Here is a 20,777-nt window from a genome sequence, read left to right on the forward strand (position 1 = left end):
TATTATATCACAAAATATAGTCCAGTACATATTATTTTTTTCTTAGTACCTATTCTAGCCCTGCTGAAACTAGTAAAAGAAGAACTCCTACATCTACAAGTGACATAGGAGTTTATGTAATCTTTTACTGAGTTACCGTTACTTCTCCAGTTCGGTAATCCAGTTGAAGCCCTTTTTGAACATTGGGAACTAGGACATTAAATTCCAATTCTCCGTCTGAAGACTTGGCTTCAATCTGTGAAGCTGAAGGAACTAAGTCCTCGTTTGAAGCGTAATAAAGGGTTACACGGTAACGGACACGCTTGTTTTGGTCCAAGGCTTTACGTACCATACTTTCATAGTAGTTTTGACCAGTCGAATCTTCGGCCTGTGCCTGATTTGCCCAGGCTGTTTGAACAGCAATGTTTTTAGGATTGCTTGTTGAGGCATCAAAACCATCCAAGCCACCGATTAAGGCATAGCCTAACAAGTGACCTCTATCGACTGCATGAGTATAAGATCCCTTTAGATTCTTGACCTGATGCCAGCCAGGTGGAGTCCAAGAAGTCGAACCGCTTCCAGTTTCTTCACGATTCTTGTACTGACGAGTAGCCTTAGACAAGAGGGCATTTGCTACGGTTGGCACTGTTTCCTTGCCCACTGTCTTTGTTTTATTATCAGCGTAGGGCTTACTTGAAACCTTGGCATCTAGATTTGTTTTATTACCATTGACGATAAAAGCACCTGAGCCATTCCACTCCAGACTCCCTTTTATTTGGCTTTTGACTGCATCTGTTAAGACACTTTCTGCCAATGCTTGACTAGGACCTTCAGACGCTTGTTTTTTCTGACTAACCTTTGTTTTAGGACTATTAGCTGTCGACTGCATCTGCTTGATATAATAGCTTCCCGCAGATAAAAGCAATAACACTAGCAGTCCGATCAGTGTCTGTCTTGTTTTTTTATCCATTTTTCTCCTTATCTCTAGAAAAAGACTGGTTCTCCAGCCTAATTTCCTGTAAATTTATGAATCAATTCCTGCCATTTTGCTGGAGACAGGATAGCCCATGGATCTTGACCCTTGCCCAAGATTCCATAACCTACCATTAAGCCGATTCCTAGGGCTAGAGCACCCAAAAACAGTACCAAAATGACTAGAAGTAAACGCTTGATTACGTAGCTTGATTTCTTATTCATCTTCATCACTTGCCTCAATCCGCTGAATCTTAGCACCTAGCTGCGCCAACTTCTCATGGAAACGGTAGTAACCTCTATCCAAGTGAACCAATTTACCAACTACAGTTTCTCCTTGTGCTACCAAACCTGTCAAAATCAAGGCTGCACTGGCACGAAGGTCAGTTGAAAGAACTTCTGCCCCCTGCAAAGGTTGACCACCAACAATACGAGCTGTATCACGGATAATCTCAGAGTGCAAGCCCATGCGACGCATTTCTTCTAGATGTTGGAAACGATTTTCGAAAACTGTCTCCACCATAGTTGATTCCCCTTTTGCGACGGTCATCAAGGCTGTAAATTGAGCCTGCATATCTGTTGGAAATCCTGGGTGGGGCAAGGTTTTCACATGAACAGCTTTTAGATTTTCTAGTTGAGAGCGAACTCGAATTCCTTCAGTTTCCTCTGTCACTTCCACTCCCATTTCAAGCAACTTGGCAATCAAGGGACGGTTATGCTCCCAGACAGCGTCTCGAATCAAGACATCACCACCAGTCATGGCAGCAGCTACCATAAAGGTTCCTGCTTCGATACGGTCTTGGACTACATTGTGAGTCGTACCATGAAGTTTCTCAACACCGGTAATGGTAATGGTCTCTGTACCAGCACCCTTAACCTTAGCTCCCATTTCATTGAGGAGAATGGCTAGATCCACAATCTCAGGCTCACGCGCAGCATTTTCAATCACTGTCACCCCATCAGCCAGAGTCGCTGCCATCATCAAGTTCTGCGTAGCACCAACACTTGGGAAGTCCATGTAGATATGAGCTCCATGTAAGCGATCAGCCTTGGCTTCGATATAACCAGCTGTCTGACTAATCTTAGCCCCCATAGATTCCAGACCTTTCAAATGAAGATCAATAGGACGGCTACCAATCGTACAACCACCTGGCATGGATACCTTGGCATGACCTACACGGGAAAGAATTGGTCCCAAGACAACGATAGATGCACGCATCTTGCTGACATACTTGTAAGGAGCTTCCTCAGTGATATCGCCAGTCGCGTCCACCTCGACAAGATGAGCCTCCTCATCAAAATCCACCTTGGCATTTAAACCACGAACCACCTGATTCATAGTGAAAACATCTGACAAGATAGGAACGTTCTGCAAGACGGTCTTTCCTTCACTTGCTAGAATAGTCGCTGCTAACAAGGGCAAGACTGCATTCTTTGCTCCTTCGATCGTAACACTTCCTACCAGACGATTATCGCCACCTTGAACCACAATTTTTTCCATACTTATTTCCTTTGCATTTGATTTTATAATAATCCTCTAAGCGCTTCTTGCCACAACTGATACAGGCTGATAAAGAAAGAACTCAAGATATAGCCCATGACAATGCTGAAAAAGGCTACTAGTAAACGAACTTTGCCTGTATTCTCAGCTGTCACTTTTAAAACCTTTTCCCATCTAACAAGATCCTTTAAAAGGTAAAAACTCACATAAATAAAGAGCATGTGACTACTTAGAGTGAATAATAATTGAACCATTTGACTATTATACCATCTTCTCTGTTTGTGCGCTAGTTTGGAAACTTCACTCCAAAACTAGGGATTGTTTTTCAAGTAATCAATTGCATCTTGTAGAGTTTTAACTGGCACGATTTTCATATCAGTCTTGATTGTTTTGGCTGCTTCTAGGGCTGTTTGGTAGTTGTTTTTAGCATCAGGATGCGCTTTTTGTTCTTCTTCGCTAACAGGGTTATCAGGGGCAAAGAAAATCGCGGCACCTTCTCTAGCCGAAGCTACAACTTTTTTATCAATACCTCCAATATCCCCCACATTCCCATCGCGGTCAATGGTTCCTGTACCGGCAACGATACGACCATTACGAAGACCAGGGTCAGCTATTTGGGTATAGATGGCCAGACTAAACATGAGACCTGCACTTGGACCGCCGATACCGGCTGTTGAAAAGCGAATTGGGACATCACTGGTCACTTCTGTACGGTCAATCAAGCCGATTCCAATCCCATTTTTGCCATTTTCCAAGGTGATAATCTTACCTTCTGCAGACTTGGTTTGCCCATCCTCTTCATAGGTGACCTTGACGGAGTCCCCTAGTTTTTGAGAATTGACGTAATCAATCAAGTCTTTGGAACTGTCAAAGGTTTGATCATTGACTGCTGTGACCGTATCAGAGATGTTGAGAATCCCTTTAAAGGTCGAATTATCCGTCACAGTCAAAACATAAACCCCAAGATATTTAAGTTCAATATCTTTACCAGCTGTTTTTAGCCCTTGATACTTGGCCATATTTTGCGATGTTTGCATGTAGAATTGATTAATCCGCATAAATTCAACATCAGAAGAGCCACCTGTAGTCTCTTGGGCACTACGAATATCTGTAAAAGGCGTCAACCACGCATAAATCATATGGGATAAAGTAGCGTGCTGAACACCAACCGTAACGAATTGATAGGCACCAGCTTCCTTATCTTCTGTGTCATTGACTTTAAGGACTTGGCGAATATCTTCCGAACCACCTGGAACCTCTATATAGTAGGGCAAGGGCACTACAAATGCCAAGAAAGTCACAATCAAGGCCGCAATGACATATAAGGGCCATCTAATCTTTTTTTTCATTTCTTATTTCCTCCAAAATACTCTCGGGAACATAGCAGGCAATGTCCTGACTAAATTTCAAAAGCTCTCTAACGCCTGATGAACTGAGATAGAGATGTTCAGGTCGACTATGTAAATAAATGGTCTCTATATCAGGAGACAGCTGGTGGTTGTAGTAATCAAAACTGGCTTCATATTGCAAATCCGACGCATTCCTCAAACCACGCACTAGACAAGTAGCCCCCAGTCTTTTTGCGACATCAACCACCAATTCATCATGAGAAGACACGACTTCAACATTTTCCAAATGTTTCACAGCCTTTTCTAACCCTCGTTTACGATTTTCTATGGGGAGAAATCCTTGTTTGTGGGGATTGAAAAAAATTCCGACATAGAGCTTCTCAAAAAGTCTGCTCGCCCGTTCAATGATATCCAGATGCCCATTTGTCATCGGATCAAATGAGCCTGTGAATAAGCCAATCTTACCTGACATAGACTGTCACCTTACTAATTCCATAAATCTTTTCCTTCCAGATGCCCAAGCAGGCAATTTCTTCTGGAAGTTCAACGGCCTTATCCGTCTCACACACGACCATGACATCTTCAGAAAAAAGGTCTCTCTCAGCCATTTTTTCAATATCTGCTACGATTTGTTCCTTGGCATAAGGAGGGTCTAAGAAAATGAGGTCAAATTCCCCAGATACCTGTTCCAATGCCCTTTCTGCATCCATTTTGAGAAGTTGAAATTTCCCAACTTCCTTGGTCATCTGAATATTTTCAGCCACGATAGCCTGAGCCTTACGGTCTCGCTCCACCAAAACAGCGCTGGACATGCCACGCGATACTGCCTCGATAGATAAACCACCACTACCTGCATACAGATCCAAGACTCGTCCCCCTTCAAAGTAGGGACCAATCATGTTAAAAATGGCTCCCCTAACCTTATCCGAAGTAGGTCTTGTCGTCTTTCCTTCTAGTGTCTTGAGGGGACGTCCCCCATAGATTCCTGATACGATTTTCATACCGTTTATTATACCAAATTATGAGCGAAAAGAGAAAGAAAACCGAACCTTGCGGTTCGATTCTCTACAAAATATTTTCGTAAGTATCGCGGACTTCTTGAGGCCAAACACTTGTTTGCACTTCTCCGATGTGTTTCTTGCGAAGTAGGAACATGGCCATCCGAGATTGTCCAATTCCTCCACCGATTGTCAATGGGAATAAGCCGTTCAACAAAGCCTTGTGCCATTCCAATTCTAAACGGTCTTCATCACCTGTGATGGCAACCTGACGGCGAAGAGTTTCTTCATCTACACGGATTCCCATAGAAGACAACTCAAAGGCTCCACCTAAAGACTCATTCCAAACAAGAATATCACCATTTAGACCCTTATAGCCATTTTCAGACTCACTTGTCCAGTCATCGTAGTCTGGTGCACGTCCATCGTGCGGTTTACCGTCTGGTAATTCACCACCGATACCGATCAAGAAGACTGCTCCAAATTCTTTACAAATAGCATTTTCACGCTCTTTTGGTGTCAAGTCTGGGTAGCGTTCTACCAACTCTTCTGTGTGGATAAAGGTGATTTGTTTTGGCAAGACAGACTCAATATCATAGCGGGCTTCAACAGCTAGCTCAGTAAGACGAATAGCCTTGTAAATCTTCTCAACTGTTTCTTTTAGATAAGCGATGTTACGCTTACCATTTGGGATAACTTTCTCCCAGTCCCACTGGTCAACATAAACAGAGTGGGTCGCATCCAGCGAATCTTCGTCTGGACGAAGGGCCTTCATGTGGACGAAAAGACCTTCACCTTCACCGAAACCAAAACGGGCCAAAGTATGGCGTTTCCATTTGGCAAGTGAGTGCACCACTTCATAAGTAGCATCAGGGATTTGGAGAACCTTGACCGATACGGCATTCTCCACACCTGATAAATTATCCTGCATCCCGTCGCCGACCCTGCTCAAGATAGGACCTTGAACTTCGACAACTTCTAACTTATCTTTCAAATACTGGGTAAAAGTGTTTTTGACAAAGGAAATCTCTTCTTGTTGATGAATAAAACTTTTCTTCATAAACTACTCCTCAAAAAATTAATTAAAAGCATTATACACCTATTTCCAAGAAAAGAAAAGAGCAAATATAAAAAAATCAGTGCTCCTTCGAACACTGATGTTAGGGGCCTTCTAGTCATTGCGACCGAAGATACGTAGAATACTTAGGAAAAGATTGATAAAATCAAGATAGATACTGAGAGCCATTGACACAACCCAACCTGTCTCTACACGACCTTGTGATTGCTCATAGGCATAGCGAATTCTTTGGTTGTCCCAAGCAATCAGCCCAGAGAAGACCAAGACCATGGCTACGCTAATCATATAATCAAAGAAACCGCTAGCCAAGAAAATATTGACTACCATAGCAATCAACAAACCGATAAGAGCCGCCATCATAGCCCGACCAAGGCCACTCAAATCTTTCTTGGTGAACATACCGACTGCCGCCATGACAAAGAAGAGAAGGGCGCTTGATACAAAGGCAGATAAAACTGTACCTGGAGTATAGAAGGCCACCACAAAACTGAGGGTAAAGCCGTTTAATACTGAGTAAAGTAAAAATACTGGAAGAGCAGCTGGACTATTCTTTAAGGCCATGTTACTGGCAACGAAAACCAAGGCCAACTCCGCAAAAGTAGCAATGGTCAACCAGAGACGTCCCTGCATCAAAAAGTAAACCAACTGAGATTGAAAGACCGTCAACATAAGACCTGATACTAAAGCGGATAGTCCGATTCCCAGACCAACAAAGGCATAAACCTTAGCGTAAAATTGATTGAGACCTGCGCGGTCATGAATAATAGTGTGATTCATCTTTTCTCCTTTTCTATGAACATCTTTCCTTGATTATAACAAAGAAAGTTAAAATTAGCTTAAATGGAAAATTAAAATACCGGCCGCAACGGCAACATTCAAACTCTCCGCCTGCCCCTTCATACTAATGTGGACCAACTGGTCTGCACTTTCAACCATGAGGGGACTAATTCCTTGACCCTCATTTCCCATGACTAGTACAAAATTTTCTATAGGAGGCAGTTCTCTGTAATCAACAGAATCTTTAGATAGGGTTGTTGCCAGCACTGAGATACCTGCCTCTTTGGTTTCCTTCAGAAGCGCTTGACTCGACATCCTATAAATGGGCAGGTGGAAATGACTGCCTTGCATGGAACGTAGAGTCTTGAGACTGTATATATCTGCCGATTTATCTGAAACAATCACTCCAGTAAAACCTGCTGCATCCGCAGTCCGAATGATAGTTCCCACATTACCAGGATCTTGCACATCTTCCAAAAACAAGAACTTTCCCTGACTAAAGTCAGCTTGCCCTACTTCTTCTTTTTGAACCACCGCAACGATTCCCTGTGGAGTCTGAGAATCCGCCAAATCTAGCAAAATATCCTCTGACACCCAGACAGTTTGCGAAAAAGCAGCTAACTGTTCTCGATAACTTTCTAGGGCAAAGATTTTCTCAATCGTCACTCCAGCTTGAACAGCTTCTTCAAACAAGTGCCAGCCTTCAATCAAATAAGCAGACTTGCGGTATTTTTTTTGGTGTAATTTCTTGGCATTTTTTACCACAGAATTGGCTTTTGAGGTTATAATAGTCATAGAAATATTATAACACAATCAAAGGGGTTTGGTATGCAAAAGGTTAGAATGATTGCCCAAGGTAGGGTGCAAGGAGTCGGCTTTCGTTGGGGTGTTTACAGCTTAGCACTTGAAATTGGTGGCATCACAGGTCGAGTATGGAATAACGACGATGGCACAGTGGAAATTTTAGCCCAAGCAAACTCATCTGCTACCATGGTAAAATTTATCCAAGAAATCCGCAAAGGACCCACACCTTTTTCAAAAGTCAGCTACTTAGATGTCAAACTGAGCAACTTTCCTCCCTACCCTGACTTTAAAATCGCAAATTAGGTCTCTAGAACTATTGTATATTTTGTAAAAAAACAGTAGAATAGAAAGGTATAATTTTTAAAGAAGGAATAAAAACAGTGAAATCTATTAAACGTTTTGCACTCTCAGCTATGGGAGTGGCTATGTTACTAGTCTTGACTGGCTGTGTCAATGTCGATAAAGCCACAGGCCAGCCAACAGGATTTATTTGGAATACGATTGGAGCTCCTATGGCTGAAGCCATCAAGTACTTCGCCAATGACAAGGGACTTGGTTTTGGTGTTGGTATCATCATCGTAACCATTATCGTGCGCTTGATTATCTTGCCTCTTGGTATCTACCAATCATGGAAGGCAACGCTTCACTCTGAAAAGATGAACGCCCTCAAGCACGTCCTTGAACCACATCAAACACGTCTCAAGGAAGCGACTACTCAAGAAGAAAAACTTGAAGCCCAACAAGCTCTCTTTGCCGCTCAAAAAGAGCACGGCATCAGCATGTTTGGTGGTGTAGGATGTTTCCCTATCCTCCTTCAAATGCCTTTCTTCTCTGCAATTTACTTTGCTGCCCAACATACTGAAGGGGTTGCTCAAGCAAGCTACCTAGGCATTCCTCTAGGTTCTCCAAGTATGATTTTGGTTGCCTGCGCAGGTGTCCTTTACTATCTTCAATCGCTCCTTTCACTTCACGGAGTAGAAGATGAAATGCAAAGAGAACAGATTAAGAAAATGATTTACATGAGCCCACTCATGATCGTCGTCTTCTCCCTCTTCTCACCAGCCAGTGTCACACTTTACTGGGTTGTCGGTGGTTTCATGATGATTCTCCAACAGTTTATCGTCAACTATATCGTTCGTCCAAAACTTCGCAAAAAAGTCCGTGAAGAACTAGCCAAGAACCCACCAAAAGCACGTGCTTTCTCTACACCAAGTGGACGAAAAGACGTTACTCCTGAACAACCAACTGCTATCACAAGCAAGAAAAAACAAAAAAATCGCAACGCTGGAAAACAACGTTCGAGATAAAGCTACGTAAATTATCCAATAATTAAAAAACGAATGAATGATAAATAGTTTTCATCAACTAGATATCATCATTCGTTTTTATTATCTACCGTTACATCTTATACTAGTCAAAAAAGTTAAATAGTTTAAAAGCTCACATATAAAATATATTCAATCATAATTAACAAGTAAATCACTATGATTTAATACAATTCACAGTTATTAAAACTTCTGCTCCCGCGTCTCTATTTCTAAGCTCAACTCGGCCTTTGTGTAGTTTTGCAACTCTACATACAAAACTAAGTCCAATACCATAATGTTGCTCTTTAACCGATCTAGCTTTATCCATACGATAAAAGAGCTTTCCAAAATTAGTTAAAACTTCCTCTGGAAATTCCGAACCATTATTCCATATACCTATTTTCAATTCCTTCCCCTCTTGCTCTACTCTAATTTTAATTTTAGGGTTCTGTTTATCGGCGTATTCCAAAGCATTTGTTAAAATATTTTGTATGGCACGAATCAGAAGAGATGGATTTATATAATAGTTTTCAGTTCCTTTCACATTTTGTTCAAAAGAAAACTTCATCTGATTTTTTATCAAAAAAGAGACTTCTTTCTCTAATTCATTGATAAAATCTGAAGAGGAATACTCCGTCCAACCTGTCTCATCATCATAATAGGTTTTAGAATAGTGAATCAATTGATTGAAATAATCTAGTAACTGTTGACTAGCTCTTTCTATATCTGCTAAGCATTCTTGAGATTGGTCGTTTTCAGTTATCGCCTGCAAGAATTCTACATTTCCCCTAATAATGGTTAAGGGTGTCTTTAAATCATGAGAAGCTGCTGAAACCTGAAACATCAAATCTTCTTTCTGTTCTTTCTCATCAACTATTAATTGTCGAATTCTATCTTGCATCATAATAATCCGATTTCCTGTCTCACGAAATTCTTTAACTGTTAAACTTTCTGTACATTCCCTCTCCAACCACATACTATTTTCATAAATTAAAGTCATTTCATAACTCAGTTTTTTCAACAATTTTCCAATGTGATAACTTATTAGAACAATCAATAAAACACAAATATATATCCACGATGACACATTGAAAAAGATTGATAGAACACCACTATTGTTTAAAGGTTTCCCATCTTCGTTTATTTGTATAGATACTGAAGCTAAGGGAATAAGATAGGCCATTAGTAAGCCAAGACTAAACTGCCAAATAATTCTCCAACAGGTTTCTCGAATTAATTGTCTAAAACTTTTGATTCTACCCATTGATATCCTCCACCGTACAAGGTTTTAATTGGATTTAATTGATAAGGTTTCAGCTTTTGACGAATTTGATAAATATACTCTGAAACCGAACGTAAAAGAGCTCCTGAACTTTGTGGATATAGATAATTATAAATTTCCTCTATAGAATATATTTTACTTGGGTTGCTTGCCAAAAGATTCACTATGTCAAATTCCCTCCTTGTCAGAGCAATCTTATCATCGTTTACAAATAGTTCCTTACTATCCGTATATAGTATAAGCTTCCCAATCTTTATTTGATGAACATTTCCTTTAGTCCGTTCTTCACGACGCAAGTGCATTTTAACACGTGCTAAAAGTTCTTGCATACTAAAGGGCTTCATAATATAATCATCAGCACCTGCATTGATTCCAGCTACTAAGTCTTCATCCATATCCTTGGCAGTTATAAAACAGATAGGAACAGTTATCTGCTCGCGAATTATCTGACAGATTTCTAAACCACTAACAGGCATCATAATATCTAATAGAATCAAGTCAAAGCCTGTAAAATCACAAAGATCAATCTCTTCTATCTTATTTCGTATGACTACTTCATATTTTTCATATTCTAGTACTTTTTTTATTAGGCGAAGAATAGCAAGATCATCATCTACAACCAAAATTTTATAAGCCATAACTCACCCTCCTGAATATATTATAGCACTACCTGAGAAAAAGACAGGATATCCCCTGTCTTTAGCGTAAATTTTTTCCTATAAGTATCAATGTAGCAAATAGAAAAACAATTAACAACCAAACTATTTGTATTCCTAAGCCTTGCCACACTGGATAATAAAGAGACAATGGATAGGTATAAAAACAATTCATACTAGCTAGTAATGGTAAATTTCTAAAAAAAGAACTGAATTGTAGTAACATTTGCCCCAACCCTAATAAAAGGGATAAACTGATTCCCAAAATTAAGATAAAAGACTGGGAAATAAATACAAAAATACCACTTAAAAGAGCGAAGGTTAGAATAGAAATACAAGCTGGAAATAGAATTGTTAGAACATGTTTAATATTGCTCAAAAGATTGATATTGTAGTATCCTTGGGCGATTAGTACGCATAATGATATTACAGCGACCAATAGGATAATTTCAATACATAATAGAATAGCTAGTTTAGATATTATAAATTTCAAACGATTTGGACAGGTAAGAAAACTGGTACGAAGGCTAGAACCTGTAAATTCTTGACCTATAAATAGAGCCGCTAGACTAACGAAACCTGCCTGTCCTAAATAGAGACTTTGCAGTAGCTGTTCCAAAACAAACTGTAGAGTCAACTGGTCTGGCTTACTATTTAAAAAAATAACTAACGCTGGAACACACAGTAATAGAGCACCTATAACCAACCAGTGCCAAGGATTCATCATAAACTTGAGATACTCACTTTTAAGTTGCTCTTTCAACTTATTCACCTCCTCCAATATCTGACTTAAGTAATCGGTAGATTGCTAAAGCCAAGAATGAGAAGTTCCAACAAAGTAAAAATAAAATATTTTGTAAACTATTATGTTCTAAAATTTGAGGAGATGTAGCAATCAATCCTTGCCCCAATGCAACTGGAAGAAATTTTGCAACCGATATATAGTTTGCTAAGAATGTTCCTAAATTGTAGACTTGGGGAAGCAAAAATAATAGAGGAACAATGGCTGTTTTAAATGTCAAAGCCATAATATAGGCTAGAAGTCCCAACAAAGTCCAAGCTATACTGGCTAAAAACATATAGAACCAAACTGTTCCATTTAGTGAAAAAAGCAATAAGCCATCTTGTCCTAAAACATAATGTGTCATGTTAATCGTAAGGAATATTGATAGAAAAGAAATGAAAAAAGAAAATACAAGCCAAACTAATGTTTTTGAAACTAGGAAAATACTTCGATTTGTAATAGAGAGGAGACTTGTACGAATAGCAGAGCATTTATACTCCTCGGCTCCGTAAATTGAACCTAGGATAATCATAATAAAAACACCAAATAAAGTGACATCAAAACCTAAAAATTCAATAGGAGGTATAGCTTCTGCTAATTCTGGATTTGTCTCTGGTGTAGCATGGATACCAACTGAAACAATTTGAGAAGCACCAATATTTGCTAAAAACGTTTGAAATACCAGTATCAAGAATAATACAACATGAGTAGCTCTCCTATAAAGCAATTTCAATATTTCAGAATGAAGAGAGTATATAAGTGCCATGTCACTTTCCTCCCTCTGTTAAACTAAAGAAGACTTCTTCTAGTGAAGAAAGATTTTTCATCACTTCTTGTAAAGTGCCTTTTATAAGAACTTTTCCTTTATTTATGATAACTACATCATCTGTTACTGCTTCCACTTCCGATAATATATGAGATGATAGCAAGACTGTCTTCCCTTCTTGAGCTTGTTTTTTTATAAACTCTCTAAACCACCGAATTCCTCTTGGATCCAACCCATTAGTTGGTTCATCCAATATCAGATATTGAGGATTTCCTAATAGAGCTGTTGCAATTCCTAATCGTTGTCCTTCTCCTAATGATAATTTCCCAATTTTAGATTTTTTCTTATGGCTAATATCCACCATATCCAAGACTTGATCAATTCGCTGACTGGATATCCCATTACTAGCAGCAACAATTTTCAAATGTTGATAAACAGTCCGATCATCAGGAGCACCTACACTGTCAAATGAAGCTCCTACAGTCTTTAGAGGAAATTTTAATTCCTTATAAGTTTGATCTCCAATTTTGGTAAGACCAGATGTTGCTTTGTCTAATCCTAATAAAATACGTAAGGTTGAACTTTTTCCAGCTCCATTTGGACCTAGGAAAGCAGTCACTCTACCTGCTTTTGCTTCAAAAGAAATATCTTTTAAAATTTGAGCTTGGCCATACGACTTACATAAATTTTTAATGGTAATACTTTGTTCCATGATGTTCTCCTATTCTATTTAATATTTCTAAAAGTAACTATATCTTACATATTCATTTTCGGATTTTTTTCAGAATTTCAAGAGTCAAAAGATTTAATACTCAATGAAAATCAAAGAACAAACTAGGAAGCTAGCCGCAAGCTGCTCAAAACACTGTTTTGAGGTTGCAGATGGAAGCTGACGTAGTTTGAAGAGATTTTCGAAGAGTATAAAATTTTGTTTTATTTAATTATATATATTTGTGTAAACTTAAAAGCCCGATGTTTCCATCAGGCTTCTTTTTTATCCATGTACACGTTTCATATAGTCTTGATAACTTTCGGTATCCATGAGTTTTTTAGCATTTTTCACGCGGTCTGCTGTTGGTGGTTTAACCCCTTCGAGTGAATACGGAATTCCCAATTCACGCCATTTGAACTCACCCATAGTGTGATATGGTAGAATTTCAAACTTATCAACATTTTTGAGGGTCTTGACGAACTTCCCAAGTTCAATCAAGTCATCGTCTCTGTCTGTCAATCCTGGAACTAGCACGTGGCGAATCCAGACAGGTTTTCCAATATCTGATAAATACTGGGCACAAGCCAAGATATTTTTATTGGTTTGGCTAGTGACAATCTTATGCTGTGCTTCGTTGATTTCCTTGATATCCAAAAGAACCAAGTCAGTGACAGCCATGAGTTTGTCAAACTTTTCAAGGTAACGTGGTTTATTACGGAAAGGAAGGGCACAGGTATCCAAGGTACAGTGGATTCCTTGTTCCTTAGCCTTGGTAAAGAGGGCAATCAAGAAATCAATCTGCAAGAGGGCTTCTCCTCCACTGACTGTAATCCCACCCTTATTTCCCCAGAAACCACGGTAGCGCAAGGCCTCTGCCAAGACATCATCTACCGTCCGTTCACGTGATTTATTGGACTCCATAGCCCAAGTGTCCGGGTTGTGGCAATACTGGCAACGCATGTGACAGCCCTGCAAAAAGACAATAAAGCGAATACCAGGCCCATCTACTGACCCAAAGCTTTCTGTCGAATGCACCATTCCTGTCACTTGTCCATAATCAATTGTTTCTTCAGACATATCGTTACCTTCCTTGAAAACGTTTTATAGTTTTATTATATCATGACTTGAAGGAAAAACAAGATTTTTGCCTATTTTTTAGAAAGCAATCTGTTTTTCAATTTCATTTTCAATTACTTATCATTTTATTCTTCAAAATCAAAGCCATACAAGGTTGCAAAGTAGTCCTCAGGGCACTCTGCACGGCGGATTTGACGGGCTTTTCCTTCTTCGGTATAGAGGATTTCCGCAGAACGAAGTTTAGCATTGTACTGGTAGCCCATTGAAAAACCGTGAGCACCTGTATCATGAATTACCAGCAAATCACCGATTTCTGTATGAGGCAGTTCGCGATTCACTGCAAATTTATCATTGTTTTCACAGAGTGAACCAACCACATCTACCACCTCAGCTGGTCCTTCTGGATGAGTCAGATTGGTGATATGGTGGTAGGCTCCGTACATGGCTGGACGCATGAGGTTGACTGCTGATGCATCCACACCTAGATAGGTACGGTAAGTTTTCTTCTTATGAGTGACTCTTGTGACGAGAGCACCGTGAGGAGCTAACATAAAGCGACCCAATTCTGTGAAAATCTTAACCTGACCAAGACCTGCTGGCGTAAGGACCTCTTCATACACCTTATGAACTCCCTCACCAATCAAGGCGATATCATTTGGCTCCTGGTCTGGACGATAGTTGACACCAATACCGCCAGAAAGATTGATAAAGTCTAGCGAAATGCCCAACTTTTCCTTGATTTCAACAGCCAATTCAAAAAGCTGACGCGCCAACTCTGGATAATAGAGATGGGTGACGGTATTGGACGCTAGGAAGGAGTGAATCCCAAAAGTCTTGGCTCCTTTTTCCTTCAAGATGGCAAAAGCTTCAAAGAGCTGGTCCTCGGTCATGCCAAACTTGGCTTCTCCAGGATTGTCCATAATGTCTGTTCCTAGCTCAAAAACGCCTCCAGGATTGTAACGACAAGAGATAATTTCTGGAATGCCTGCTGCACGCTCTAGATGTTCAATATCTTCAAAGGCATCCAAGTTAATGGTCGCACCCAATTCACGTGCATAGGCGTATTCCTTGTCTGGCGTGTTGTTTGAAGAGAACATAATCTCAGAACCAGGGAAATTCAGTTTATGACTCATCAAAAGTTCTACATAACTAGAGCAATCCACACCACAGCCTTCCTCTTGGAGAATTTTCAAAATAGCTGGTGTTGGAGTAGCCTTAACTGCAAAATATTCCTTAAAGCCCTTGTTCCACGAAAAGGCTTGGTTGACGGCCCTTGCCTTCTCACGAATCCCCTTCTCATCATACAAGTGAAAGGGAGTCGGGAACTCGGCAACAATCGCTTCTAAGTCTTCTTTATTGATAAATGGTGTTTTCATAAGCTTCCTTCTATTCTATTTGCAAAGAAAGGCTGGGACAAGCGTTCCAACCTTTAGTTCTATCTCTTATTTATCTTCGTCAAAGATATTGCCAACCTCAACATCGATGGCTTGGTTCTTGACATCAATATTGGTTACCTTCAAGAGTGACTTGTAGTCAAACTGCTTTTCACGTTCTTCTTGGGCATTATCCGCAAAGACCGCTACACCTGCCAATTCTGAGTCGAATTCACGCAAGAGACTGATCATCCCGTTGACAGTTCCTCCGCCTTTCAAGAAGTCATCCACAATCAAGACACGGCTGCCTGCCTTGAGACTACGTTTTGAAAGGAACATTTTCTCAATGCGGTCACCACTTGAACCGGATACATAGTTGACGCTGACAGTTGAACCTTCGGTAATTTTCAGGTCACGGCGCACAATAACAAAAGGAACATTGAGGACATTGGCAACTGCATTTGCAAGTGGAACACCCTTAGTCGCTACTGTCATAACCGCATCAATTTTTTGGTCCATAAAGCTCTTGGCAATAATGCGACCAATATTTTTCAAGATAGCTGGTGTGCTAAGCAAATCAGACAGGTAGATATAGCCACCTGGCAAGATACGGTCACTTTCTGACAACTTGGCACGCAAGTCCTCAACCATTTCCTTGGCATCATGGCTTGAGATTGATGGTGTAAAAATGACACCACCACCAGCACCAGTTACTGTCTGGATATGACCGATTTCAATTTCCTCAAAGGCGCGTTTGATAATGACGATATCCTCTGAGATGGATGATTTAGCAGATTCATACTTTTCAGCAAAAGTATTGAGACTAGTTAGTTTATAAGGATTATTAATCAAATAGTTGGAAATGACAACCATTCGATCACTTCTTCTTAATTTCATTTCTATTTCCCATTTCATTTAATTTTGATATTTTATCTATTATACCATATTCACATAAAAAAACGAACATTCTTATCCTAAAAAATGCTCATTTTTCTTAAATTGTTAATCTAAATCTGGTTTATAGAAGGAACGATTGTCCATAGCGAAGATTTTATTGGTCATCTCTCCTTTATCTACCAAAGCAAGAGCTGTTGACATCATCATCATGCTAGCATCCAGATTGTCAATCATATGGATAATCTCTGCTTCCATAATGCGTGGACGGACTGGACTTCCATACTCAAGTAAGCCATGGTGACTAAGGATTACGTGACGAAGCAGAACGACTTCTTCCTTGGTATCATCGATGCCGAGTTCCATCACTGTCTTGGTAATTTCACTATCAATCAGAGCGATATGCCCAAGGAGATTGCCTCTAACTGTGTATTCGGTCTGGTCTGGTCCCGTCAACTCGATGACTTTAGCTAAGTCATGCAGCATAATCCCTGCATAGAGCAGGCTCTTATTGAGCTGAGGATAAACTTCGCTAATAGCATCTGCCAAACGCACCATGGTCGCCGTATGATAAGCCAAGCCTGTTTCAAAGGCATGGTGATTAGTCTTGGCAGCTGGATAGGAGTAAAATTCCTTATCATACTTAGTGTAGAGATTTCGAACAATTCGTTGCCAGACAGGATTTTCAATTTTGAAAATCATTTGCGACATATAGTCACGGATTTCCTTGACATCAACTGGCGACTTGACCTTAAAATCAGCTGGATCATTGGGTTCACCAGGCTGAGGCAAGCGGAGAGTAATTTGATTGACTTGAGGGGTGTTGTTATAAACTTCTCGGCGTCCTTTCATGTGGACAACCTTACCTGCGGTAAAGGCCTCAACGTTATGAGGTTGGGCATCCCAGAGTTTCCCTTCAATCTCGCCACTATCATCTTGGAAGGTAAAGGCTAGGTAGTTTTTCCCAGCTCGAGTTTGCCTCAGGTCAGCTGACTTGATCAGGTAAAAGCCTTCAAATAGCTCATCTTTTTTCATGTGACTAATCTTCATATTCTTCCTCATTTTCTTGGAAATGGAGTAGATCAAGCGCAGGCTCACCTTCTGACAACTCAATGTGACGGAGCGTCCGCTCGATAGCTGTGGTACGACGGTTTAATAGTTCATCAATATTGCCAGAGGCATGTTGGAGATGTTTTTGTGCCTTGACCAGAATGCCACCAAACTTGCCAAACTCGGTCTTAACGCTAGCAAGAGTCTTACTGATATGGTCGGCACTCTTTTGGATATTGAGAGTTTTGAAGCCAACTGATAGGGAATTGAGGAGAGCTGACAGGGTACTTGGACCTGCGACAATAATCTGCTCTTCCCGTCTCAAATCATCAAAGAAGATCGGATTGCGGACAATTTCTGAGTAGAGACCTTCTGTCGGAACAAACAAAACTCCAAAATTGGTCGTCCGAGGCGGTGCTATGTACTTGCTCTTGATATCCTTGGCAAAGCGCTTGACGCTGGCTAGGAGTGACTTACGACAGCGTTCGATTTCTTCTTTGTCACCCGCTTCATAGGCTTCTTCTAAGCGGTAATAATCTGCCAGTGGAAACTTGGAGTCAATTGGTAGGTAGACGTATTCCTGATCGCCTTGTCCGGGCAACTTGATGGCATACTCCACTCGTTCACTGGAGTTTTCAGCCGTTGCAAATTCTCGTTCATATTGGGCTGGTGTCATAATATCTTCGATAATTTGCCCCAGTTGCAATTCACCCAGAATCCCTCGCGTCTTGGTTCCAGTGAGAACCTTATTAAGGGCTCCGACATCACGGGCAACTGTCTGCATTTCTCCAAGACCACGATTGACAGACTCCAATTGCTTGGAAACTGTCTCAAAGGAAGCCTGCAAGCGTGTCTGTAAGGTCTTTTCTAGTTTTTCCTCGACTGTTTGGCGCATTTGTTCCAAACGTTGCTCATTTGATTCCTGCAGGGCTTGAAGACGTTGGTCGGTCTTATCCCTAGTTTGCAAGAGATTCTCTGTCATTTCTTGACGGACCTGAGTCAGGCCTTGGTGCAATTCCATTCGCACTTCTTGCAAACGGTCGCTGACAGCCACTTCCAAATCTTTTTGGTCTAACTGGCTGGCTTGTCTGGCTTGTTCAAAGCGGTAATCCAACTGGTCTGACAAGTGATCTGCCTGATCCTCTAAGCTCTTGCTTAAGTGTTTCTCCTGCTTATCCTGCCTTTGCCAAATCAGAAAGATACCAGCTAGGTTGGCAATTAATAATAGAACTAATAAACTTTCCATCCTACCTCCTGTCCTTACTATGTAGCACGACCACATAGCCATCTGGGCAAGTCACCGACACTTCCCTATCTATATATTCGTTAGAAGCGTACACTTTTTTAAAGAAAAAATTCTCCTCTATCAACTCATACTTGGCACCAAGAATGGTCAGCTGGCTATCCCGAACTGGCATAAAGGCTAGATAGTCATAGTCCGAGCGGGGTTCTAGCTGACTAGTCCCTTCTGGACAATAGGCAATCAAATTTTGCCCATCTTCAATCGCTATCTGGCGCATATAGGGTGCTAATTTGGGATTGCTAGGTAAAAAGACATTGGCCAGCATATGGTCGATACGACCACCCAAAGCACCGAAAATAGTAACCTGAGCCTGAGGATTTTTCTCAAAGATGGTCAAGAGAGCCAATTCCAGATCTGTATCATCTTTTTCTGGTCGCGCTTGGACAAAATGTTGGGCACATTTTTGAATCACCTGTCGTTCTTCTTCGGTCACAGAATCAAAATCTCCAACTGCTAGAGCAAGAGGCAAATCTTCTTCCAAGACCCAGAGCGAGCCTCGATCCACACCGACAAAACTATCAAAGTCCGTCCGGTAGTGACCGCGGTCTCCGCCTGCAAAAACGGCAACCTTAGTCCAGTTGTTTTCTGAGAGTTTGTACTCGCTCATTGACATCTCCCTTAAAGACATAGGAACCTGCTACAAAAACTGTCGCACCAGCTTCTCTGGCTAGAGCAATAGTTTGGTCATCAATCCCGCCATCCACTTCGATTTCAAAGTTCAAGCCTTTTTCATCACGAATGGCAACCAACTCACGGACCTTATCCATGGTTTCAGGCAGAAAAGCTTGACCACCAAATCCAGGATTAACTGTCATGACTAAGACTTGGTCAACTAGGTGAAGAACGTGCTTAATCGCCACGACAGGCGTACCAGGATTGATAACGACTGAAGGCTTGACACCGAGGGAGCGAATTTTTTGGAGGGCACCATGAATATGGGGCGTTGCTTCCACATGGATACTGATGATGTCTGCTCCCGCACGCGCAAAGTCTTCTAAATGATGCTCTGGATTAGCTACCATCAAGTGGCAGTCAAAGACCATCTTGCTATGAGGGCGAAGAGCTTCGACCACACCTGCACCAAAACTGATTTGTGGTACAAAATGACCATCCATGATATCGATATGGGCATACTCTGCCCCAGTTGCTTCTAGGCGCTTGATTTCACGTTCAAAGTTGGCATAATCTGCTGCCAGAATTGACGGAGCAATCTTGTATTGAGACATAGGTTTCTCCTTATTTTGGAATTTTTTTGCTGACCTTTTTATAGGTTTCTCTACGATTTTCAATTTCACTGAGGAATTGCAGGTAGTTTTCAAAACGGAAGGACGCAATAGTACCTTCTTCTACAGCAGGTTTAACCGCGCAAGCTGGCTCATGGGTATGGGTACAAGTGCGGAATTTGCAGTCTCGGCTGACACTGGTAATCTCTGGAAAGGCCTGATTGAGGTCTTCCGCCGTTGATACTTCATAGTCCAAGGATGAAAAACCTGGTGTATCTGCGATTTTACCCCCATTGAGGTTGTAAAAACTAACAGCTCGAGTGGTATGGCGCCCGCGACCCAGACTGTCTGAGATTTCTCCTGTTTCAAGATTGAGGTCTGGTGCTATTTTATTGAGAAGCGTTGACTTCCCAACACCCGTCTGCCCCATAAAGACCGTCACTTTGCCTGTTAACAAGGGCAGGAGTTCCTCTTTACTGGTCACAAAGTCATAGCCGATATCAGCATAAGTCTGTTCATAAAAATCCAGTTCTCCCCTATCTTCCAACAAATCCATCTTGGAAATATAGACGATGGGATGGATGCCCTTGTGCTCTAATAGAACCAAGAAACGATCCAGCAAATTGTTGTTAAATTCAGGTTCCTTGACGGACATGATTACTACAGCTTGGTCAATATTGACAATGGGAGGACGGACTAGACTGTTTTTGCGTTCGTGAATCTTGAGAATATAGCCTTCTGAATTTTCCTCGGCAGAAAAATCGACCCAGTCCCCAACATAAGGGGTATGACCTTTTTTACGGAAATTTCCACGCGCGCGCGTCTGATAAACCTGACCCTCACTCTCTACATAGTAGAACCCAGCCAAGGCTTTAATGATTTGTCCCTGCAT

The 20,777-nt window shown here is 41.0% G+C and carries 25 protein-coding genes; 2 read left to right on the plus strand and 23 right to left on the minus strand.

Features of this window, described 5'->3' with window-relative positions:
* Positions 1-124: 124 nt before the first annotated feature.
* From endA to FJN11_RS09000, 10 genes are all read right to left on the minus strand, one after another.
* A complete protein-coding gene (gene endA, locus FJN11_RS08950; protein ID WP_140224500.1) occupies positions 125-949 on the minus strand; it encodes a DNA-entry nuclease EndA in 825 nt (274 codons plus the stop codon).
* A gap of 38 nt (positions 950-987) precedes the next feature.
* Positions 988-1,176, minus strand: coding sequence for a DNA-directed RNA polymerase subunit beta (locus tag FJN11_RS08955; RefSeq protein ID WP_004241151.1), 189 nt, complete (start codon positions 1,174-1,176; stop codon positions 988-990).
* Entirely contained in the window at positions 1,169-2,452 is a 1,284-nt protein-coding gene (gene murA, locus FJN11_RS08960; protein ID WP_140224501.1) for a UDP-N-acetylglucosamine 1-carboxyvinyltransferase, read from the minus strand. Before murA ends, FJN11_RS08955 begins: the two co-directional genes overlap by 8 nt.
* Positions 2,453-2,475: 23 nt before the next feature.
* A complete protein-coding gene (locus tag FJN11_RS08965; RefSeq protein WP_079015435.1) occupies positions 2,476-2,706 on the minus strand; it encodes a DUF1146 family protein in 231 nt (76 codons plus the stop codon).
* A gap of 57 nt (positions 2,707-2,763) precedes the next feature.
* A complete protein-coding gene (locus FJN11_RS08970; RefSeq protein ID WP_049551835.1) occupies positions 2,764-3,801 on the minus strand; it encodes a SepM family pheromone-processing serine protease in 1,038 nt (345 codons plus the stop codon).
* Complete coding sequence (gene coaD / locus FJN11_RS08975) at positions 3,785-4,273, minus strand: pantetheine-phosphate adenylyltransferase (protein WP_049551836.1); 489 nt, start codon at positions 4,271-4,273, stop codon at positions 3,785-3,787. Before coaD ends, FJN11_RS08970 begins: the two co-directional genes overlap by 17 nt.
* Positions 4,263-4,802, minus strand: coding sequence for a 16S rRNA (guanine(966)-N(2))-methyltransferase RsmD (gene rsmD, locus FJN11_RS08980; protein WP_049551837.1), 540 nt, complete (start codon positions 4,800-4,802; stop codon positions 4,263-4,265). Before rsmD ends, coaD begins: the two co-directional genes overlap by 11 nt.
* 64 nt (positions 4,803-4,866) lie before the next feature.
* Positions 4,867-5,859, minus strand: coding sequence for an aspartate--ammonia ligase (asnA, locus tag FJN11_RS08985; protein WP_049551838.1), 993 nt, complete (start codon positions 5,857-5,859; stop codon positions 4,867-4,869).
* A 111-nt stretch (positions 5,860-5,970) separates the two neighbouring features.
* Entirely contained in the window at positions 5,971-6,654 is a 684-nt protein-coding gene (locus tag FJN11_RS08995; RefSeq protein ID WP_049546684.1) for a Bax inhibitor-1/YccA family protein, read from the minus strand.
* Between the two features lie 54 nt (positions 6,655-6,708).
* Positions 6,709-7,449, minus strand: coding sequence for a TrmH family RNA methyltransferase (locus FJN11_RS09000; RefSeq protein ID WP_115904630.1), 741 nt, complete (start codon positions 7,447-7,449; stop codon positions 6,709-6,711).
* A gap of 33 nt (positions 7,450-7,482) precedes the next feature.
* Here FJN11_RS09000 and FJN11_RS09005 point away from each other — a divergent pair, with 33 nt between their 5' ends.
* Positions 7,483-7,761, plus strand: a complete 279-nt coding sequence (locus FJN11_RS09005; protein ID WP_140224502.1) for an acylphosphatase — start codon at positions 7,483-7,485, stop codon at positions 7,759-7,761.
* Between the two features lie 77 nt (positions 7,762-7,838).
* Positions 7,839-8,765: a membrane protein insertase YidC gene (gene yidC / locus FJN11_RS09010; RefSeq protein ID WP_115904631.1), complete on the plus strand. Its 927-nt coding sequence runs from the start codon at positions 7,839-7,841 to the stop codon at positions 8,763-8,765.
* A 175-nt stretch (positions 8,766-8,940) separates the two neighbouring features.
* On the opposite strand, the gene FJN11_RS09015 is transcribed toward yidC, so the two are convergent.
* The 13 genes from FJN11_RS09015 to rsgA form a co-directional block, all read right to left on the minus strand.
* Complete coding sequence (locus FJN11_RS09015; protein WP_115904632.1) at positions 8,941-10,029, minus strand: sensor histidine kinase; 1,089 nt, start codon at positions 10,027-10,029, stop codon at positions 8,941-8,943.
* A complete protein-coding gene (locus FJN11_RS09020) occupies positions 9,999-10,685 on the minus strand; it encodes a response regulator transcription factor (RefSeq protein WP_049486671.1) in 687 nt (228 codons plus the stop codon). Before FJN11_RS09020 ends, FJN11_RS09015 begins: the two co-directional genes overlap by 31 nt.
* Before the next feature lie 61 nt (positions 10,686-10,746).
* Positions 10,747-11,466, minus strand: a complete 720-nt coding sequence (locus FJN11_RS09025) for an ABC transporter permease (protein WP_115904633.1) — start codon at positions 11,464-11,466, stop codon at positions 10,747-10,749.
* A gap of 1 nt (position 11,467) precedes the next feature.
* Positions 11,468-12,253 (minus strand): ABC transporter permease, encoded by a 786-nt coding sequence (locus FJN11_RS09030; protein ID WP_049551845.1) that lies wholly within the window; start codon positions 12,251-12,253, stop codon positions 11,468-11,470.
* Position 12,254: 1 nt separating this feature from the next.
* Complete coding sequence (locus tag FJN11_RS09035; protein WP_049551846.1) at positions 12,255-12,965, minus strand: ABC transporter ATP-binding protein; 711 nt, start codon at positions 12,963-12,965, stop codon at positions 12,255-12,257.
* A gap of 282 nt (positions 12,966-13,247) precedes the next feature.
* Positions 13,248-14,042: a pyruvate formate-lyase-activating protein gene (pflA, locus tag FJN11_RS09040; protein WP_049510780.1), complete on the minus strand. Its 795-nt coding sequence runs from the start codon at positions 14,040-14,042 to the stop codon at positions 13,248-13,250.
* Between the two features lie 125 nt (positions 14,043-14,167).
* The gene (locus tag FJN11_RS09045; protein WP_140224504.1) at positions 14,168-15,418 is read right to left on the minus strand and encodes a diaminopimelate decarboxylase; all 1,251 of its coding nucleotides are present in this window, start codon (positions 15,416-15,418) and stop codon (positions 14,168-14,170) included.
* A gap of 66 nt (positions 15,419-15,484) precedes the next feature.
* A complete protein-coding gene (gene purR / locus FJN11_RS09050; RefSeq protein WP_004238844.1) occupies positions 15,485-16,312 on the minus strand; it encodes a pur operon repressor in 828 nt (275 codons plus the stop codon).
* 105 nt (positions 16,313-16,417) lie between these two features.
* Complete coding sequence (locus FJN11_RS09055) at positions 16,418-17,359, minus strand: 3'-5' exoribonuclease YhaM family protein (RefSeq protein ID WP_049492793.1); 942 nt, start codon at positions 17,357-17,359, stop codon at positions 16,418-16,420.
* Entirely contained in the window at positions 17,349-18,605 is a 1,257-nt protein-coding gene (locus tag FJN11_RS09060; protein ID WP_181146410.1) for a DNA recombination protein RmuC, read from the minus strand. Before FJN11_RS09060 ends, FJN11_RS09055 begins: the two co-directional genes overlap by 11 nt.
* A gap of 1 nt (position 18,606) precedes the next feature.
* Positions 18,607-19,269, minus strand: a complete 663-nt coding sequence (locus FJN11_RS09065) for a thiamine diphosphokinase (protein WP_140224506.1) — start codon at positions 19,267-19,269, stop codon at positions 18,607-18,609.
* Positions 19,232-19,888 carry a ribulose-phosphate 3-epimerase gene (gene rpe / locus FJN11_RS09070; protein WP_140224508.1) on the minus strand — a complete coding sequence of 219 codons (657 nt, stop codon included), beginning with the start codon at positions 19,886-19,888 and terminating at the stop codon, positions 19,232-19,234. The genes FJN11_RS09065 and rpe overlap by 38 nt, the downstream gene beginning before the upstream one ends.
* Before the next feature lie 10 nt (positions 19,889-19,898).
* Positions 19,899-20,777 carry a ribosome small subunit-dependent GTPase A gene (gene rsgA / locus FJN11_RS09075; RefSeq protein WP_061590032.1) on the minus strand — a complete coding sequence of 293 codons (879 nt, stop codon included), beginning with the start codon at positions 20,775-20,777 and terminating at the stop codon, positions 19,899-19,901.

Source organism: Streptococcus symci, from assembly GCF_006385165.1.
Classification (GTDB): Bacteria; Bacillota; Bacilli; order Lactobacillales; family Streptococcaceae; genus Streptococcus; species Streptococcus symci.

Coding starts and splice junctions, on each gene's coding strand:
- endA (WP_140224500.1), bottom strand. CDS start 949: ATGGATAAAAAAACAAGACAGACACTGATCGGACTGCTAGTGTTATTG.
- FJN11_RS08955 (WP_004241151.1), bottom strand. CDS start 1,176: ATGAATAAGAAATCAAGCTACGTAATCAAGCGTTTACTTCTAGTCATT.
- murA (WP_140224501.1), bottom strand. CDS start 2,452: ATGGAAAAAATTGTGGTTCAAGGTGGCGATAATCGTCTGGTAGGAAGT.
- FJN11_RS08965 (WP_079015435.1), bottom strand. CDS start 2,706: ATGGTTCAATTATTATTCACTCTAAGTAGTCACATGCTCTTTATTTAT.
- FJN11_RS08970 (WP_049551835.1), bottom strand. CDS start 3,801: ATGAAAAAAAAGATTAGATGGCCCTTATATGTCATTGCGGCCTTGATT.
- coaD (WP_049551836.1), bottom strand. CDS start 4,273: ATGTCAGGTAAGATTGGCTTATTCACAGGCTCATTTGATCCGATGACA.
- rsmD (WP_049551837.1), bottom strand. CDS start 4,802: ATGAAAATCGTATCAGGAATCTATGGGGGACGTCCCCTCAAGACACTA.
- asnA (WP_049551838.1), bottom strand. CDS start 5,859: ATGAAGAAAAGTTTTATTCATCAACAAGAAGAGATTTCCTTTGTCAAA.
- FJN11_RS08995 (WP_049546684.1), bottom strand. CDS start 6,654: ATGAATCACACTATTATTCATGACCGCGCAGGTCTCAATCAATTTTAC.
- FJN11_RS09000 (WP_115904630.1), bottom strand. CDS start 7,449: ATGACTATTATAACCTCAAAAGCCAATTCTGTGGTAAAAAATGCCAAG.
- FJN11_RS09005 (WP_140224502.1), top strand. CDS start 7,483: ATGCAAAAGGTTAGAATGATTGCCCAAGGTAGGGTGCAAGGAGTCGGC.
- FJN11_RS09015 (WP_115904632.1), bottom strand. CDS start 10,029: ATGGGTAGAATCAAAAGTTTTAGACAATTAATTCGAGAAACCTGTTGG.
- FJN11_RS09020 (WP_049486671.1), bottom strand. CDS start 10,685: ATGGCTTATAAAATTTTGGTTGTAGATGATGATCTTGCTATTCTTCGC.
- FJN11_RS09030 (WP_049551845.1), bottom strand. CDS start 12,253: ATGGCACTTATATACTCTCTTCATTCTGAAATATTGAAATTGCTTTAT.
- FJN11_RS09035 (WP_049551846.1), bottom strand. CDS start 12,965: ATGGAACAAAGTATTACCATTAAAAATTTATGTAAGTCGTATGGCCAA.
- pflA (WP_049510780.1), bottom strand. CDS start 14,042: ATGTCTGAAGAAACAATTGATTATGGACAAGTGACAGGAATGGTGCAT.
- FJN11_RS09045 (WP_140224504.1), bottom strand. CDS start 15,418: ATGAAAACACCATTTATCAATAAAGAAGACTTAGAAGCGATTGTTGCC.
- purR (WP_004238844.1), bottom strand. CDS start 16,312: ATGAAATTAAGAAGAAGTGATCGAATGGTTGTCATTTCCAACTATTTG.
- FJN11_RS09055 (WP_049492793.1), bottom strand. CDS start 17,359: ATGAAGATTAGTCACATGAAAAAAGATGAGCTATTTGAAGGCTTTTAC.
- FJN11_RS09060 (WP_181146410.1), bottom strand. CDS start 18,605: ATGGAAAGTTTATTAGTTCTATTATTAATTGCCAACCTAGCTGGTATC.
- FJN11_RS09065 (WP_140224506.1), bottom strand. CDS start 19,269: ATGAGCGAGTACAAACTCTCAGAAAACAACTGGACTAAGGTTGCCGTT.
- rpe (WP_140224508.1), bottom strand. CDS start 19,888: ATGTCTCAATACAAGATTGCTCCGTCAATTCTGGCAGCAGATTATGCC.
- rsgA (WP_061590032.1), bottom strand. CDS start 20,777: ATGCAGGGACAAATCATTAAAGCCTTGGCTGGGTTCTACTATGTAGAG.